The sequence below is a fragment of the Pseudomonas sp. BF-R-01 genome (genome assembly GCF_019946615.1).
Classification (GTDB): Bacteria; Pseudomonadota; Gammaproteobacteria; order Pseudomonadales; family Pseudomonadaceae; genus Aquipseudomonas; species Aquipseudomonas migulae.
In genome coordinates, this window is sequence record NZ_JAGYFX010000010.1 from 34,759 (window position 1) to 51,237 (window position 16,479).

9 protein-coding genes are annotated in these 16,479 nt (G+C 57.2%); 1 reads left to right on the forward strand and 8 read right to left on the reverse strand.

What is annotated here, in order from left to right; translation table 11 throughout:
• Positions 1 to 179: 179 nt before the first annotated feature.
• The 7 genes from KGB27_RS06585 to KGB27_RS06615 form a co-directional block, all read right to left on the reverse strand.
• Positions 180 to 1,655 carry an efflux transporter outer membrane subunit gene (locus KGB27_RS06585; RefSeq protein WP_008036281.1) on the reverse strand — a complete coding sequence of 492 codons (1,476 nt, stop codon included), beginning with the start codon at positions 1,653 to 1,655 and terminating at the stop codon, positions 180 to 182.
• Positions 1,652 to 4,759 carry an efflux RND transporter permease subunit gene (locus KGB27_RS06590; RefSeq protein ID WP_223450229.1) on the reverse strand — a complete coding sequence of 1,036 codons (3,108 nt, stop codon included), beginning with the start codon at positions 4,757 to 4,759 and terminating at the stop codon, positions 1,652 to 1,654. Before KGB27_RS06590 ends, KGB27_RS06585 begins: the two co-directional genes overlap by 4 nt.
• Positions 4,756 to 7,860: an MdtB/MuxB family multidrug efflux RND transporter permease subunit gene (locus tag KGB27_RS06595; RefSeq protein ID WP_008030209.1), complete on the reverse strand. Its 3,105-nt coding sequence runs from the start codon at positions 7,858 to 7,860 to the stop codon at positions 4,756 to 4,758. Before KGB27_RS06595 ends, KGB27_RS06590 begins: the two co-directional genes overlap by 4 nt.
• Complete coding sequence (locus KGB27_RS06600) at positions 7,857 to 9,173, reverse strand: MdtA/MuxA family multidrug efflux RND transporter periplasmic adaptor subunit (RefSeq protein ID WP_207284268.1); 1,317 nt, start codon at positions 9,171 to 9,173, stop codon at positions 7,857 to 7,859. The genes KGB27_RS06595 and KGB27_RS06600 overlap by 4 nt, the downstream gene beginning before the upstream one ends.
• Before the next feature lie 178 nt (positions 9,174 to 9,351).
• Positions 9,352 to 9,852 (reverse strand): thiol peroxidase, encoded by a 501-nt coding sequence (gene tpx, locus KGB27_RS06605; protein WP_008030203.1) that lies wholly within the window; start codon positions 9,850 to 9,852, stop codon positions 9,352 to 9,354.
• Between the two features lie 277 nt (positions 9,853 to 10,129).
• A complete protein-coding gene (locus KGB27_RS06610) occupies positions 10,130 to 11,137 on the reverse strand; it encodes a hypothetical protein (protein WP_223553639.1) in 1,008 nt (335 codons plus the stop codon).
• Positions 11,138 to 11,195: 58 nt separating this feature from the next.
• A complete protein-coding gene (locus tag KGB27_RS06615; protein ID WP_223553641.1) occupies positions 11,196 to 14,717 on the reverse strand; it encodes a hypothetical protein in 3,522 nt (1,173 codons plus the stop codon).
• 35 nt (positions 14,718 to 14,752) lie between these two features.
• Here KGB27_RS06615 and KGB27_RS06620 point away from each other — a divergent pair, with 35 nt between their 5' ends.
• Positions 14,753 to 15,178, forward strand: a complete 426-nt coding sequence (locus KGB27_RS06620; RefSeq protein WP_223553644.1) for a YciI family protein — start codon at positions 14,753 to 14,755, stop codon at positions 15,176 to 15,178.
• A gap of 166 nt (positions 15,179 to 15,344) precedes the next feature.
• On the opposite strand, the gene KGB27_RS06625 is transcribed toward KGB27_RS06620, so the two are convergent.
• Positions 15,345 to 16,313, reverse strand: a complete 969-nt coding sequence (locus KGB27_RS06625) for a hypothetical protein (protein WP_223553645.1) — start codon at positions 16,311 to 16,313, stop codon at positions 15,345 to 15,347.
• Positions 16,314 to 16,479 lie beyond the last annotated feature (166 nt).

Genomic DNA, 16,479 nt, shown 5'->3' on the forward strand with positions numbered 1-16,479 from the left:
CAATACCTCTGAAACGTTACGCCCGAGCCCCAACTCCCCTGCTCTCCTGTAGGAGCTGTCGAGTGAAACGAGGCGGCGATTCTTTCAGGCAATGAAGATCTGGAGCAAGATCAAAAATCGCCGCCTCGTTTCACTCGACAGCTCCTACAGGGATACGGGGGAAAGCGGGAATTCGGGGGTCAGTTGTTGAGTTCGAGCTGGCCGTCCCATCCGCCGCCCAGCGCCGCAATCAATTGCACGCTGGCGATCAGCCGGCTCTGCAACAAGTCCAGCATATTGCGTTCATTGTTCAGCGCCGTGGCCTGCACCACGACCACATCCAGATAAGCAATCAAGCCGGCCTTGTACTGGTTCTGGGTCAGGCGCAGGGATTCACGCGCCGCGTCCAGTGCCTGTTGACGCACGGCGGACTCGTCTTCCAGGACCTTGAGCTGCACCAGGTAGTTTTCCACTTCACGGAAACCGTCGAGCACGGTCTGGCGGTACTTGGCCACGGTTTCGTCATAGGCCGCTTCGCTGCGGTCGACTTCCGCTGAACGCTGGCCGCCGTCGAACAAGGTCATCGCCAGTTGCGGGCCGACCGACCAGAAGCGGTTCGGCACACTGATCCAGTTCGAAGAGGTGCTGCTGCTGTAACCACCGTTCAAACTCAACGTCAGGTCCGGGTAATAAGCGGCCTTGGCCACGCCGATGTTGGCGTTGGCCGCCATCACCGAGCGCTCGGCGGAGGCGATGTCCGGGCGACGTTCGAGCAATTGCGAAGGCAGGTTCAGCGGTACGTCGGGCAGCAACGGGATGTCCGTGGTTTCTGCGAGGCTGAACTCAGCGGGCGCCAGTCCGATCAGCACAGCGATAGCGTTCTCGAACTGGGCGCGCTGCCAGATCAGATCGACCAACTCGGCCTCGGTGCTCTTGAGCTGAGTGGTGGCCTGTGCCACCGCGTCCTTGCCGGAAACACCGGCGCGGTACTGGTTTTCGGTCATTTTCAGCGAGCGCTGATAGGCCTCGACCGTCGCTTGCAGCAGGCGCCTTTGCTCATCGATCACGCGCAATTGCAGGTAGTTCTGCACCAATTCCGACTGCTGGCTCAACCGCATCGCCGCCAGATCGGCAAAACTTGCCTCGGCGTTGGCGGTGTCGGCCTCAAGGCCTCGGCGCAATTTACCCCAGACATCGGCCTCCCAACTGACCCCGGCCTGGGCCGTGTAGGTGTTGCGAATACCGCTGGAGGAACTGCTCAGGCTCGAACTGCTGCTGCCGGTGCCCTGGCTGGAACGGTTTTTCCCGACGGTCAGGTCCACCGTCGGGAAGAAAGCGCCACGGGCACTGCGCACCAAAGCCTGGGCCTGACGGTACTGGGCTTCGGACTGGGCGACGGTCTGGTTGGCGCTGTTGAGTTTGTCGATCAGGCCGTTGAGCTGTTGATCGCCATACAGCTCCCACCAGGCGCCGCGGGCCAGGGAATCGCTGGGATTGGCCTGACGCCAACCGGCCGCCTCCTTGTACTGCACCGGCGCGGCGGCCGTCGGGCGCTGGTAATCCGGGCCGATGGCGCAGGCACTGAGCAGCGCCACGCACAGCGACAGGCTCAACAAACGCGAGCCTCTGGCCGTAATCAGCGGTGCAGACAGGTTGATAAGCGAACGGTCAGTCATAGCGGAGTTTCCAGAGCAGCATCAGTACGCACCCCACGCCATTTATTGAAACGATGGCGCAGTTTGTCGAGATAGAGGTAAACCACCGGGGTGGTGTAAAGAGTCAGCACCTGACTGAAGATCAGCCCGCCGATGATGGTCAGGCCCAGCGGCTGGCGCATTTCCGCACCTTCGGCACGGCTCAGCAGCAGCGGCAACGCCCCGAGGATCGCGGCCAGCGTGGTCATCAGAATCGGACGCAGACGTTGCAGGCACGCGCTGCGAATTGATTCCAGGGGTTCCAGGCCCTTTTGCCGCTCCAGTTGCAGCGCGAGGTCGATCATCAGAATGGCGTTTTTCTTCACCACCCCGATCAGCAAAAACAGGCCGAGCAACGAGATCAGGCTGAACTCGCCGCCCAATGCATAGATCGACAACAACGCGCCGACCCCGGCCGACGGCAAGGTCGAGAGAATGGTCAGCGGATGAATGTAGCTTTCATACAACACGCCCAGCACCAGATACACCGCCACCAGCGCGCCAAGAATCATCCACGGCTGGCTCTTTTGCGTGGCGGCAAAGGCATCGGCTGTACCGGCCATTTTCACGATGACGTCTTCCGGCATGCCGAGCTTGGCAATCGCCCGTTCGATGGCCGCACTGCCCTGCTCCACGGTCACGCCTTCGGCCATGTCGAAGGAAATGCTTTCGGAGGCGAACTGGCCTTCGTGGCTGACGCGGTCATCTTCCAGGCTGTTTTCGTAATGGGCGATGGTCGATAGCGGAATCCGCGCGCCGTCGGCGGTGATCACCTGGACCTGCTTGAGGGTAATCGGGTCCTGGGCGTACTTCGGATTGACCTCCATCACCACCTGATACTGGTTAAGGCTGTCGTAGATCGTCGAAATCTGCCGCTGGCTGTAGGCGTTGTTCAACACGGCGGTGACCATGTCCATATCGACGCCCAGGCGTTTGGCCTGATCGCGGTCGACGATCAAGGTCACTTGCTGCGCGCCGCGCCCTTCACGGGCATCAATCGCGGTCAGCTCCGGCAACGCCTTGAGCGCGGTGACGACTTTCGGGTACCACTGGCGCAATTCGCCAAGGTCGGCGCTTTGCAGGATGTAGGAATACTGCGAACTGGTCTGTTCACGACCACCGCCAAACTGCAGGTCCTGATCCGCCATCAGCATCAACTGTGCGCCGGGAACCTTGGGCATTTCCTTGCGCAGGCGTTCGATGACCTTTTGCGCGGACAAGGCCCGTTCCTTGATCGGCTTCAGACGCACCAGCATGAAGGCGTTGTTGGTGCCGTTAGTGCCACCAATGAAGCCGGCAACGCTTTCCACTGCCTCATCTTTCAACACGGCACGGCGGAAGATTTCCATTTTCGGCTGCATAACGCTGAACGACAGACCATCGTCGCCGCGCACGAAACCGATCAGTTGGCCGGTGTCTTGCTGAGGCAAAAATGTTTTAGGAACAACAACATACAGCGCAATATTAACGCCAACTGTCACGATCAAACTGAGCAATGTCAGACGACGGTGACGCAGCACCCAATCGAGGCTGGTGGCGTATTTGCCGACCATCCACTCATTGGCGCGCTGACTCCAGCGCTGCAAACGGTTTTCTTGACCCGGCGTATGTGGCTTCAGCCAACGGGCGCACAGCATCGGTGTCAGCGTCAGCGAGACCACCAGCGACACCACGATGGACGCCGCCAGCGTGATGGAAAACTCACGGAACAGGCTTTCGATGATCCCGCCCATAAACAGGATCGAGAGAAACACCGCCACCAGCGAGACGTTCATCGACAGCAGCGTAAAGCCGACTTCCTGTGCCCCGAGGTAAGCGGCCTTCATCGGCGGCACGCCTTCGTCGATGTGCCGGGAAATGTTCTCCAGCACCACGATGGCGTCGTCCACCACCAGCCCGGTGGCCAAAATCAATGCCATCAACGACAGGTTGTTCAGCGAGAACCCGTAGAGGTACATCACCGCGAAAGTGCCGACCAGCGACACCGGCACCGCGAGGGTCGGAATCAGCGAGGCTCGGAAGTTACCGAGGAACAGGAACACCACCAGAATCACCAGCGCCACGGCAATCAGCAGGGTCATTTCCGCTTCATGCAGGGTCGCCTTGATCACCGGCGAACGGTCCATGGCCAGGTTCAGTTTGACGCTGGCTGGCAGCACGGCTTGCAGTGCCGGGAGCTGGGCCTTGATCTCGTTGACGGTCTCGATGATGTTGGCGCCGGCCTGACGGTTGATCACCAGCAGCACCGCCGCGTCGTCGTTGAAGAAACCGCTGTTGTAGCGGTCCTCGACGCCGTCGCTGACCTTGGCCACATCCTTCAGGCGCAATGCTGCACCGCCGTTGTAGTGGATGATCAGCGACTCGTAGTCCTTGGCCTTTTCCAGTTGATCGTTGGCCTGAACCTGCCACAAGCGCTGGCCGTCCTCGACCGAGCCCTTGGGCCGGCGCACGTTGGCGTTGGCGATGGTGTTGCGCACATCGTCCAGCGCCACGCCGTACTGGTTGAGCGCCTGCGGTTCGAGTTCGATACGCACCGCCGGCAAAGAGCTGCCGCCGATCTGTACTTCGCCCACGCCTTGCACCTGGGACAGGCTCTGGGACAGGATCGTCGAGGCCAAATCGTAGAGCTGGCCCTTCTCCAAAACGTCCGAAGTCAGCGACAGCACCATGATTGGTGCCTGGGACGGGTTGACCTTCTTGTAGGTCGGCATGCTGCGCATCCCGCTCGGCAGCAGGTTGCGCGAGGCGTTGATCGCCGCTTGCACTTCCCGCGCCGCGCCGTTGATGTCGCGGTCGAGGTCAAACTGCAAAATGACCCGGGTCGAGCCCTGGCTGGAGCGGCTGCTCATGGTGTTGACCCCGGCAATGGCGCCGAAGGAACGTTCGAGCGGCGTGGCCACGGTCGAGGCCATTACCTCCGGGCTCGCGCCGGGCAGACTGGCCTGGACCACGATCACCGGGAAGTCCATTTGCGGCAGCGGCGACACCGGCAGCAGGCCGAAGCTCACCCCGCCCAGCAGCATGATCGCCAGGCTCAGCAACATGGTGGCGACCGGGCGCTTGATGAAAGGTCCGGAGAGGTTCATGGCTGCTCGACCACTTCCACGGACTCGGACTTGCGGCCCCAACGACGACCGAGGCGGTCGAAGTACAGGTAGATAACAGGCGTGGTGAACAGCGTCAGCACCTGACTCACCAACAAACCACCGACCATCACCAGACCCAACGGCTGACGTAATTCAGCGCCGGAACCGGTGGCGAGCATCAACGGCACCGCGCCGAACAACGCCGCGAGCGTGGTCATCAGAATCGGCCGGAACCGCAGCAACGCGGCTTGATAGATCGCTGTTTCCGGGTCCATGCCCTGATTGCGCTCGGCGTCTAGGGCGAAGTCGATCATCATGATCGCGTTCTTCTTCACGATACCGATCAGCAGGATGATGCCGATGATCGCGATCATCCCCAGGTCATTGCCACTCAACAGCAACGCCAGCAAGGCGCCGACCGCCGCCGAGGGCAAGGTCGAGAGGATGGTGATCGGGTGGATGTAGCTCTCGTAGAGCACGCCGAGCACGATGTACATGGTCACCACCGCCGCCAGAATCAGCAGCAAGGTGCTCGACAGCGAAGCCTGGAATGCCTCCGCCGCGCCCTGGAACTGGGTCTGCACGCCAATCGGCATGCCGATGTCCTTTTGCACTTGCTCGATGATTTGCACCGCATGCCCCAGCGCCACGCCGGGTGCGAGGTTGAAGGACATCATCACCGCCGGGAACTGGCCGATGTGGGTGATCGCCAGTTGCGCCTGACGTTCTTCGATGTGCGCCAGGCTGGAGAGGCGCACTTGCCCGCCATCGGTGGTCTTGACGTGAATCTGGTTCAGCGCGTCCGGGCCGATTTTCTCGCCGGACTGCGACTGCAGGACCACGCGATACTGGCTGGCCTGGGTGTAAATGGTCGAAATCTGCCGTTGGCCGAAGGCGTCGTACAGCGCGTCGGTGATGTTCGACACCGATACGCCGACCCGCGACGCGGCATCGCGGTCGATCACCAGGTAAACCTGCAAGCCTTTGTCCTGAAGGTCACTGGCGACGTCGGTCAGTTCCGGCCGTTGGGCCAAAGCCTCGACCAATCGACTGCTCCACAGGCTGAGCAGCTCGGAATCCGGCGACGACATGCTGAACTGGTACTGCGTACGGCTGACCCGGTCCTCGATGGTCAGGTCTTGTACCGGCTGCATGAACAGACGGATACCGACCAGTTTGTCGAGTTCCGGTTGCAGGCGGGCAATCACCTCGGTGGCGCTCAAGTCGCGATTGCTGTGTGATTTGAGGTTGATCAGCAGGCGACCGCTGTTCAACGTCGAGTTATCGCCATCGACACCGATGTAGGACGACAGGCTTTCGACGGCAGGATCCGCGAGGATCACTTTCGCCAGTTCCTGCTGCCGCTCGCTCATCGCCGCAAAGGAAATCGACTGCGGCGCCTCGGAAATCCCCTGAATCACCCCGGTGTCCTGCACCGGGAAGAAGCCCTTCGGCACCACCATGTAAAGGAACACGGTCAGCGCCAAAGTGCCGATGGCCACCAGCAACGTCAGCGGTTGATGCTTGAGAACCCACTTTAACTTACGCCCGTAAGCCGCGATCATCCAATCAATTGCTTCGCCGCTGGCCCGGTAGAAACGGCCCTGCTCTTCTTCCTTGGGTTCACGCTTGAGCAACCGCGCACACATCATCGGTGTCAGGGTCAACGACACGACCAGGGAAATCAGGATCGCCACCGCCAGGGTGATGGCAAATTCGCGGAACAGGCGCCCTACCACGTCGGCCATGAACAGCAGCGGAATCAGTACCGCGATCAGCGACAGCGTCAGGGAAATCAGGGTAAAGCCAATCTGCTTGGCACCCTTGAGCGCCGCGTTCAACGGGCTGTCGCCCTCTTCGATGAACCGGGAAATGTTCTCCAGCATGACGATCGCATCGTCCACCACGAAACCGGTGGCGATGGTCAGCGCCATCAGCGTCAGGTTGTTCACCGAGAAACCGGCGAGGTACATCACGCCGAAGGTGCCGATCAGCGACAGCGGCACGGCCACCGATGGAATGATCGTGGCGCTGGCCCGGCGCAGGAACAGGAACGTCACCATCACCACCAGCGCGATGGCGATCAGCAGCTCGTGTTGCACGTCGGTGACCGATGCGCGGATGGTCTGGGTGCGGTCGGTCAGTACGGTGACCTCGAGACCGGCCGGCAGGTTGTCGGTGATGCTCGGCAGCAAGGCCTTGATCCGGTCGACCACCTCGATGACGTTGGCCCCCGGCTGACGCTGAATATTCAGCAACACCGCCTGATTCTCATTGGCCCAGGCCGCCAGGCGCTCGTTCTCTGCGCCATCGACGATTTCCGCCACGTCCTTGAGCCGCAACGGCGCGCCGTTGGTGTAGGCCAGGATCAGGTTGGCGTAATCCTTGGGCGAGGTCAGTTGATCGTTTGCATCGAGCATCGAGACCCGGGTCGGGCCGTCGAAGTTGCCCTTGGGCTGGTTGACGTTGGAGGCGCCGATCAAGGTGCGCACATCCGACAGGTTCAGGCCGTTGGCCGCCAGGGCCTCGGGGTTGACCTTGATCCGTACCGCCTGACGCTGACCGCCGGCAATGCTGACCATGCCGACGCCGCTGATCTGGGCGATTTTCTGCGCCATGCGCGTATCGACCAGGTCATTGAGCTTGGGCAACAGCATGGTTTTGGAGGTGATCGCCAGGGTCAGCACCGGGGTGTCCGCCGGGTTGACCTTGTTGTACACCGGTGGTGCCGGCAGGTCCTTGGGCAGCAGATTGGTCGCGGCGTTGATCGCGGCTTGCACCTGCTGCTCGGCGACGTCCATGTTGATGTCGAGGCTGAACCGCAGGGTCAATACCGAAGCGCCGCCGGAGCTGGTCGAGGCCATTTGCGTGAGCCCCGGCATCTGCCCGAACTGACGTTCGAGCGGCGCGGTGACGGCGCTGGTCATGACGTCCGGGCTGGCGCCGGGATAGAGGGTCATCACGCGAATGGTCGGGTAATCAACCTGTGGCAACGCCGATACCGGCAACAGCCGATAGGCGATCACGCCGGCCAGAATAATGGCCAGCATGCTCAGGGTCGTGGCGACCGGGCGAAGGATGAACAGACGCGAGATGTTCATGCGCCGCCCTTTTTCGCCTTGTCGGTGGTCGCCGGCTCAGTCGCATCGGCCGCCGATTTACCTTGCAGGTGCCCGGTCGGGGTGGTCGGCACATCCTTGGTGTCGTTGACCACTTCCACTTCGCTGCCTTCCTTCAGGCGGTCGGTGCCCTCCAGGACGACACGATCGCCGGCAACCAGACCTTCGGTAATCACGGTGTTGTCACCGTCGCTGGCGCCGACCTTCAACTGGCGGATCGTGACTTTCTTGTCGCCATCCATCGCATAGACGAAGGTGCCGTTGGTGCCGAATTGAATCGCTGCCGACGGCGCGAGTACCACGCCTTTGAGGGTGTCGGCCAACAGGTGGACGTTGACGAACTGATTGGGGAACAGCGCCTGATCACGGTTTTCGTAGCGCGCCTTGAATTTCAAAGTGCCGGTGGTGACGTCGATCTGGTTGTCGAGGCTCTGCAATACACCGGTGGCCTGTATTTGGGTGTCGCCACGGTTCCACGCTTCGGCGGGCAATTTGGCGCCGCTGCGATAGCGGGTCAGCACCACGTCGAGGCTGTTTTCCGGCAAGGTGAACGCCACGCTGATCGGCTGGGTCTGGGTGATGATCGCCAGCGCCGTGGTGTCGTTGGCCGCTACCAGGTTGCCGACGTCGAGTTGACGCAGGCCCACACGCCCGGTTATCGGCGCACGGATTTTGGTGAATTCGAGATTGAGCTTGGCGTCGTTGACCGCTGCCTGATTGGTCTTGACCGTGCCTTGGTACTGGCCGACCAGCGCTTCGGCGGTGTCCAGGGTTTGCTTGGCGATGCTGTCTTCGCGGTACAGGTTGCGATAACGCTCGACATCGACCTGCGCGTTTTTCAGTTGCGCCTGATTCTGCAACAAGGTGCCTTCGGCTTGCAGCAAGGCGTTCTGGTAAGGGCGCGGATCGATTTCCGCCAGCAAGTCACCGGCCTTGACCATCTGCCCTTCTTCGAACGACACCTTGATCAGTTCGCCGCCCACCCGACTGCGCACATTAATGGTGTTCAGCGCCGTCACGGTGCCCAACGCCTTGTAATACAGCGGGAAGTCACCCTTGACCGCCGGCGCCACACGCACCGGAACCGGCCCGGTCGCCCCACCGAAACCCGGACGCATGCCACCCGAGCGGCCAGTGTGCCCGGCCACGGCTTTTTGTCCGCTGCCTTCTTTGGGCGCAGCACTGCCAGGCCAGAACTTCCAGCACAGGCCGGCGATGACCAACAGGACAAGCAGGCCGAACAGCCAGCGACGAGGACTACGGGGAGCAGAGGATTGCATTGAATGATCAACCATTGGGCGCGTGGGCTTTTTCTACGGGAGGCTGAACGATAAGCACTGGCGGGGATTTAGCAAAGCGCCTTTACCGGCAATTTACCTTCGGCTTACGTAACAGGAGATTTATCTAAGACACTGAAGCACAAATGAAAACGGCCTGGACAGGGCCAGGCCGTTAACAATTGTAAAGGTATGCTTATTTCAGAACAGCGAGTGCCGCTTCGTAGTTCGGTTCTTCAGCGATTTCCTTGACCAGCTCGCTGTGCAGCACGTTGTCGTTCTCGTCCAGTACCACAACGGCACGGGCGGTCAGGCCTTTGAGTGGGCCATCGGCAATCGCAACGCCGTAGTTCTCGATGAACTCGGCACCGCGCAGGGTCGACAGGTTCTGCACGTTTTCCAGGCCTTCGGCGCCGCAGAAACGGGCCTGGGCGAACGGCAGGTCAGCGGAGATGCACAGCACCACGGTGTTGGCGACATCGTTGGCCTGGGCGTTGAACTTGCGCACCGACGTGGCGCAGGTTGGCGTGTCGACGCTTGGGAAGATGTTCAGCACTTTGCGCTTGCCGGCGAAGCTCGCCAGGGTCACGTCGGACAGATTGCCGGCAACCAGGGAAAAGGCTGGCGCCTTGGAACCGGCTTGTGGCAGTTGGCCGTTGACTTGAACCGGGTTGCCTTTGAGAGTGACTTGAGCCATGAACGGAGTCCTTCTGAACGTTGATGTGGAAAATTCGACGAGGCAGAAGTTAAGCATGGATTGCGCTGATGGCCTATGGGCCGATACAAAATAAAGAGGCTGCCAGAAAATTCTACAAAAGCTGTTCAGCGAAAGTCTAGCGTAATCAAGCACAACACGAGTAAAACTGCAAGAATCGTACTGCCAGACATAAAAAAGAGGCCTTAATATATAGGCCTCTTTTTTACTTATACAGCCATCGATGTTTCTTTCATGAAACCAATAACAGCCTGAATAGCTATATCCTTTCCAAATTAACAATACCACGAGATTCTTTTCCATCAAGAAACGCAAATATTACTGGAAGAGCCCCTTTGGGGGCAGTATCTTTCAACCTAATATATCTTTCACTTTTCCCTGGACCACCGATTGGATAAACTACATGGGCGCCAATCATTAGCCATGGCACATGTGGCCCATCAAAATTTTCAGCATCCTGCTCCGGGAACACATCCATCCACTCGGGAATACCATAAATGACACCTATCGCCCCATTTTCTTCGGCATCAAGGGGGCTAACTGAAATTTTATATACCCTATTCGCCTCCATCATTATCGGAAGAAACTCTCCGTGATTAGCTCCATCACTACTGAACGTAGCCCAAGCCTTATAAATTTCAAAATGAATTGTACCCCGATACAATCCACCCCCATCCTGAAGATAAACCGGAACATTGCCAGGATAACCAGTAATAACTTTCGACTCCTGGGGATTATACTGGATAACATCAGGCTCAAACCCGACCCAATTATTCCGCGCTACAAGCCGTCGCCCCATGCTTTCATGCTCGAACGTAAATACAACATTTTTCTCATCAACGGGTACGGCAATAAAATGACCTCCTTTACCCGCCGCTCTTTCATCACCATTCTCAAGACGAATACGGCAGTTTTTTATACGATCTGCCTCAACATCGACCGAAACAATCAGAGCACCTTGACTTCCTTCTACTCCCAACTCAAGCCTACTTTTACCAACGTAATCTCGCGTCATTAACACCAGCTCGATGACACTACCTCCCGGAACTGAAAGATGTGAACTAATAATTTCGACGGCCCCAGGAGGGTCACCGTTCAAGCATCTGAGATCGCACCTACCCGTGAACGATGGTCCATCCTTTCGCCCGAAAACTTTTAATTTATAGCGCTGCCCGCAACGAAGTTCCAGCGTTGGCTTTTCAATATCAATTTCATATTCATTGAGCTGAATAGAGTCGAAAAAATCACTTAGCGCTTGATTACTCATTTTTATCATCCTCTGCAATTAGCACGCCGAAAGCCATTAAACAAATTTAAACCACGACTCATGCATCATCTTTCAAATCAACATCCAAAACCCTCATCGGAATACCTACTAAAGCCAAACCTTTAACCAACAATCCGAGATTAAACCCAGGGTTGGAAATGGCGCCATTCTTCACCACCCTTACATTTATTTTCGTACCGCCTGCGCTGGGTGGCTTAATGGTGAGCCAATCGCCGACCTCGGAAAATATTTGTACTGAATACCCGACAGTGGAGGGGGCCGAGAAAGAACACTTCCAACCCACAAGAACACTGTCCTCCGTTCTCGGCACCACAATCAACTCATACATCGTGCTAAGTTTCAGGTATGCAGGAACACCGCCATGCTCAACACCTTCAAACAGCACCTTGAGACCTTCATTGCTCGGACTCAAATATTTGAAGTCCCACGGATTAGTTTCTGCTCCACCATAGTCAAGGCAAAGCCGATGCACCTTATTTGAGTCCGCATGCTCTTTCCCTTGAAACTCAACGACACCAGAATCGTTTATCTTTACGGGATTTGGAACAATATCCATTGACGAGTTCTGCCCGTCCGCCCATTTGAATGACACTGTTCTCCCTTTAACAGGACTATCGGCGTTGGCAACAAATGTCAGTCGAGACCTTGGCGACGTGAGCATTATCCCATCGCCATACAAATCGACATCAGTGTCCGGACTACCATCAACCGATAGGGTAATAGCACTCAACTCATCGGAAAGGTTTTTCGATAAAACAACAACCGCCTCCATATCCAGCTTCGCATCCTGCCCGCAAGCAACTTCCGCAATTAATGTACCGCTTCGATTGGCAGGGCCAGTGAACGCCCATTGATACTGAGTTGTTGATTCGCCGAATGGGGGCTGGCAAGTCACATCACTCACAGGCAGCGTGCCCCCTGCGTACTTCATCGCAAGAGGTTTACCGGCAATGGGGCTATTCGCCTTGGGCACCAATGAAAATGTTCCCGGCTGGCCGCGCAACAGCACAACCCCTTGAGCCGGCACTGGCTTGCCGGCAAACAGGAGGTCGGCTTCGTCGCGCAAGTTGGCTGACAGCACGGTACTGAGCGCGAGGGTGATCAGCGTAACGCCGCTCGGACCGGCCACTGTAAAGTGGAAGGTGCCGCTCTTGGTCACGGGGGCTGTGATGCCCCAGCTGTGTGATGCGGTCGCCTGCCCCAATGCCGGTACGCATTGGAAGTCTCCTTCGACCAAACCGGTGCCGTTGCCCCATAGCAAGCTCATCAGCAGATTGGCCACCGGACTGCCCGCTTTCGGCTCCAGGGTCAACGTACGCGGTTTGCCCCGGATGAACACCTTGCCTTCGGCCGGGATAACAGCGCCATCAAGCTTGACGGTCACGTCATCCTCAAGGTTGTGCGACAACAACATGCAGACTGCCAACTGCGTCAGCGTGACCCCGCCCGGGCCAACCAGTTTCAACTGGAACGTACCGCTTTTGGTGGCGGAACCGGTCATTTGCCAACTATTGAGCTTTGTGGCCAGGTCGAGTGCCGGGGTGCATGTCAGATCTGCTTTGACCAATCCCGTGCCGGCAAGCCATTGCAAGCTTTTGGTCAAATTGGCGAGCGGGCTGCCCACCTTCGGCACCAGGGTCAGGGTTCTTGCAACGCCTCTGGTGAAAACCGTATTGTCCGACAGCTCCACATCGTCGACCAAGAACGCCCCCTCATCGGCGAAGTTTTTCGACAGCAACACACACTCTGGCAATTCAATGGGCGTACTCATGCCCTCGCCAACGAACCCGAATTGGCACATGCCGCTCTTGTCTGCGGGGCCGGTGATGCTCCAGCTGCGGCCTTCGGTATAAGTGTCCAGGGCAGGTTCGCAAGTAAACGCTTCGGGCTCCAGTTCCCCTGTGATCCATTGCAACTTCAGAGGTAGACGGCCCAGTGGACTGCCCGATTTGGCAACCACTGTCAGCGTTTGTGCTTCCCCCCGGAAGAAGACCCACCCTTCGACCGGGATTTCCACGCCGTCGATCCGCACATCGGCTTCGTCATTCAGATCAGTCGACAACAAGGCATTGAGTGCCAGCGTAAGCGGCACGGCAATGCCCTGGCACGTGAATATCAGCTGGAAAGTTCCACTCTTGTTGGACCCGGTGACGCTCCAGCGATGATCTGGCGTTGAAACGCCAAATCCAGGGCTGGACACCAAGTCTGCTTCATCGAGACCGCTGGTGATCACGCGTGTCAGCGTCACCCCAAGGCCCTCTATCACCGAGCTGCTCTCTTTGGACTCCAACGTAATAACACCAGGCCGACCGCGGATGAAAAAGTTGACGTCCGACGTGACAGGTTTGCCGTCAATCCGGACCTCCACTTCATCAGCAAGATTGTTTGCAAGCACCCGCCCGTCGTGCTCCCAAGGCTGGGCCACTTCCTGGCTATAGATGACTAACTTGACTCGACCACTCTTCTGCTCGTTCGAGGTGAGGGTCCATTTGAACTCTCCGGACACTGGATCCGGTTGCTGCCATACAGTGTCCGCAGGCACGGCAACAATGTTCAGCCCTTCCTCATTAATCAACGCCAGCCTGAGTGTTTTTGCGATTGCCGGCTCAACTTTTACGGTCACTTCATTCGCTTGCCCACGACGCAATAGAACGGATGAACGCCACGGTACGAGTACATTGTTTACTTTCAGCTCCGCTTCTTTCCAGGGACTATCGGCGTACACCTTGATTGGAAAACTATGTTCGACCCACGTGTCGTTATAGGGATTAAACACCTTGGCCGAAATCGACTGTTCGCCGTCCGCTGTGAAGGTGTGACTGAATGTGCTCCAGCCCAGATCGTTGGTTTTTTTGGAGACTGCGGGTTCCCCACCGACGAACCACTGAACCTCGACATCTTTCAGTAGTTTTTGGGTGTAGGCAGACACGACCTGGACCTCGGCGGTGACTTCATCACCGATCAGGGGCGCACCGATCGGATTGCGCCTGCCCAGGAATTCACGCAGGTAATGCCCCAACTTCACCGGAATACTGTAGGGCTCGGCGGTAAACTCGGTCTGTATCCTGCAATCGAAGGCGAGCTCTTCGCCGTCGTTCGGACAATTGACCTTCCACTCACATCCCTGCTCCGAAAACTTCTGGTAATCGCCAGACGCGGGGACGGTCTGGAACGGAAGGGTTTGCCCGGCAGCGGGATTTACGCTGACGCCGTGTCCGACCCACGGGCTGCTGGCTTCGCCGACTGCGGTGAGCGTATGCCCGCGCTCGCCTGAAGCCCCGTAACAAAAATAAACGGGAGAAGTTTCGGTAGCTCCGATTTTAAGATTCGAGGTCATGACACGTTTCCGATAGTTGGAAGTGGACAAAAAACTGGCCACTCGACTATCGAGAAATAAAGCAGCGGGGGGCACTGTCAGAAATGACAGTTGATAAGATCCATTCACAATAAATGTTCGAGAAATACCGTTGTATTGGAATAAGGACTTGAGCCGCGTTGTTCCGATGACGCGCGATACTTTGGGAAGTGCTGTCGATTTAAACCTCGGCCAATCGACCATGCTGTGAGTCACTCACATCCATTGGAGACAACCCCATGCGATTCATGATCATTGTCAAAGCCAGCCCAGACTCCGAGGCGGGCGTCATGCCCAGCGAAGAACTGTTGACCGCGACGGGCAATTACAACGAGGAGCTGATCAAGGCCGGGATCATGCTGGCCGGCGAAGGCCTGCACCCAAGCAGTAAAGGCGCGCGCGTGCGTTTTTCGGGCGACCAGCGCACGGTGATCGACGGTCCGTTTATCGAGACCAAGGAATTGATCGCCGGCTACTGGCTGTGGCAAGTGAAGTCGAAAGAGGAAGCGATCGAATGGGTCAAGCGCTGCCCTAACCCGATGCCGGGTACCGAAGCTGAGATCGAGATCCGCCAGGTGTTCGAGGCGGAGGATTTTGGTGCAGAGTTCACGCCGGAACTGCGGGAGCAGGAGGAGCGGCAACGAGAGCAGATGGACAAGCGCTGAGCCCCGCCATAGCGCCGCGATCACGTCCAGGTCCTGTGCCATTGAACGGACGTGATCGGGAACTCTACGTTCACACGTTTAACCTGATATTTATCGGGGCGGCATACTCGAGGAGCAATCTTTCGCGTGGGTAACGCCCCCCACTATAGCTGCAACTTTTTTACGGTTAAACGATATTAACGGTTCTTGAAAAACTAGGTTTTCCGCGAACAAAGATGCGGGCAGTAATCACGCCGACCAATTCACCCTGTTTAAACTGTATAGAGCTTTTTGCATTTTCACCGGTGTATTCAAGTTTCAGACGACTAGCATCGGCCCTTAGCCATTCAACTTTAACCCCCGCCCCCAACTGAAACCCCTTCATAACGCTAGTCGTCAATGTTATTGACCTGCCAACCGTCAGCTGAACAATGGTTGTCAGTATGACACCACTGTCTTGATAGCCCACGTCCACTGGCAGATCAATAAATTCTAGCTGGCTACTCTCCAGACTCAATCTGATTGATAGATTTCCATCCGTTTCGTCACCGCAATCCAGGCTCCAACGAGCAACGGGGTTAAGTGTTTGAGATCCTTCTGGCGGTTCGAACACTGGCCCCAGATTCGGGGGTGTCACTGCATCCGATGACAATACAATGTTCTGGCCTATTAGCGGGCTACCAGGAAGAGGTTCCACCTCAATTAAATTGCTGCTATCTCTCACCGCATAAATAACATCGCCAGACTTTATCTCTGAGCCATTAATCCGGATGACTAACTGTTCAATTGGCTTGGGCGACATGACCTGACATGAAATTTCCAATGGCATATTCAATTGCCGACTCATTAGAGCGAGCACAAGAGCACCGCTCTTTCCAACTTCCGGACTGATTTTATAACTTAACTTTCCATCGACCAGCTTGTGCCAGGATTCCAATTCCGGTTCCACCAGGAGTTTAACGCCCTCATTATTATCCACGACCGCCAGATAAATCTCTTCGGCGACTTCCGGTGTGGCTTCTATATCGAGAGTATTGTCCTCTCCATAAAGCAGGGCGATTGTCTCGTTCGGCAATACCGGCTTGCCGTTGAAAAGAATCGTGGCTTCGTCCCAGGAACGATCGGGGGCTGATTTTTTATTGGGCTGGTTCATCATGGTGTGTTCTCGATAATCGTCGGTGATTGAAAACTGGGCATTTAACTATCAGCGAAAAACACGCCGCCGAAAACTGTCACAAATCACAGGTCGCAAAGACTCATCGGCAATATGCCGGCTGCTTTTTATTCGAATACGGAATGCCATCCCACGTTTTGTTTGAAGC

Coding starts and splice junctions, on each gene's coding strand:
- tpx (WP_008030203.1), bottom strand. CDS start 9,852: ATGGCTCAAGTCACTCTCAAAGGCAACCCGGTTCAAGTCAACGGCCAA.
- KGB27_RS06590 (WP_223450229.1), bottom strand. CDS start 4,759: ATGAACCTCTCCGGACCTTTCATCAAGCGCCCGGTCGCCACCATGTTG.
- KGB27_RS06615 (WP_223553641.1), bottom strand. CDS start 14,717: ATGGTCGATTGGCCGAGGTTTAAATCGACAGCACTTCCCAAAGTATCG.
- KGB27_RS06625 (WP_223553645.1), bottom strand. CDS start 16,313: ATGATGAACCAGCCCAATAAAAAATCAGCCCCCGATCGTTCCTGGGAC.
- KGB27_RS06595 (WP_008030209.1), bottom strand. CDS start 7,860: ATGAACATCTCGCGTCTGTTCATCCTTCGCCCGGTCGCCACGACCCTG.
- KGB27_RS06585 (WP_008036281.1), bottom strand. CDS start 1,655: ATGACTGACCGTTCGCTTATCAACCTGTCTGCACCGCTGATTACGGCC.
- KGB27_RS06610 (WP_223553639.1), bottom strand. CDS start 11,137: ATGAGTAATCAAGCGCTAAGTGATTTTTTCGACTCTATTCAGCTCAAT.
- KGB27_RS06620 (WP_223553644.1), top strand. CDS start 14,753: ATGCGATTCATGATCATTGTCAAAGCCAGCCCAGACTCCGAGGCGGGC.
- KGB27_RS06600 (WP_207284268.1), bottom strand. CDS start 9,173: ATGGTTGATCATTCAATGCAATCCTCTGCTCCCCGTAGTCCTCGTCGC.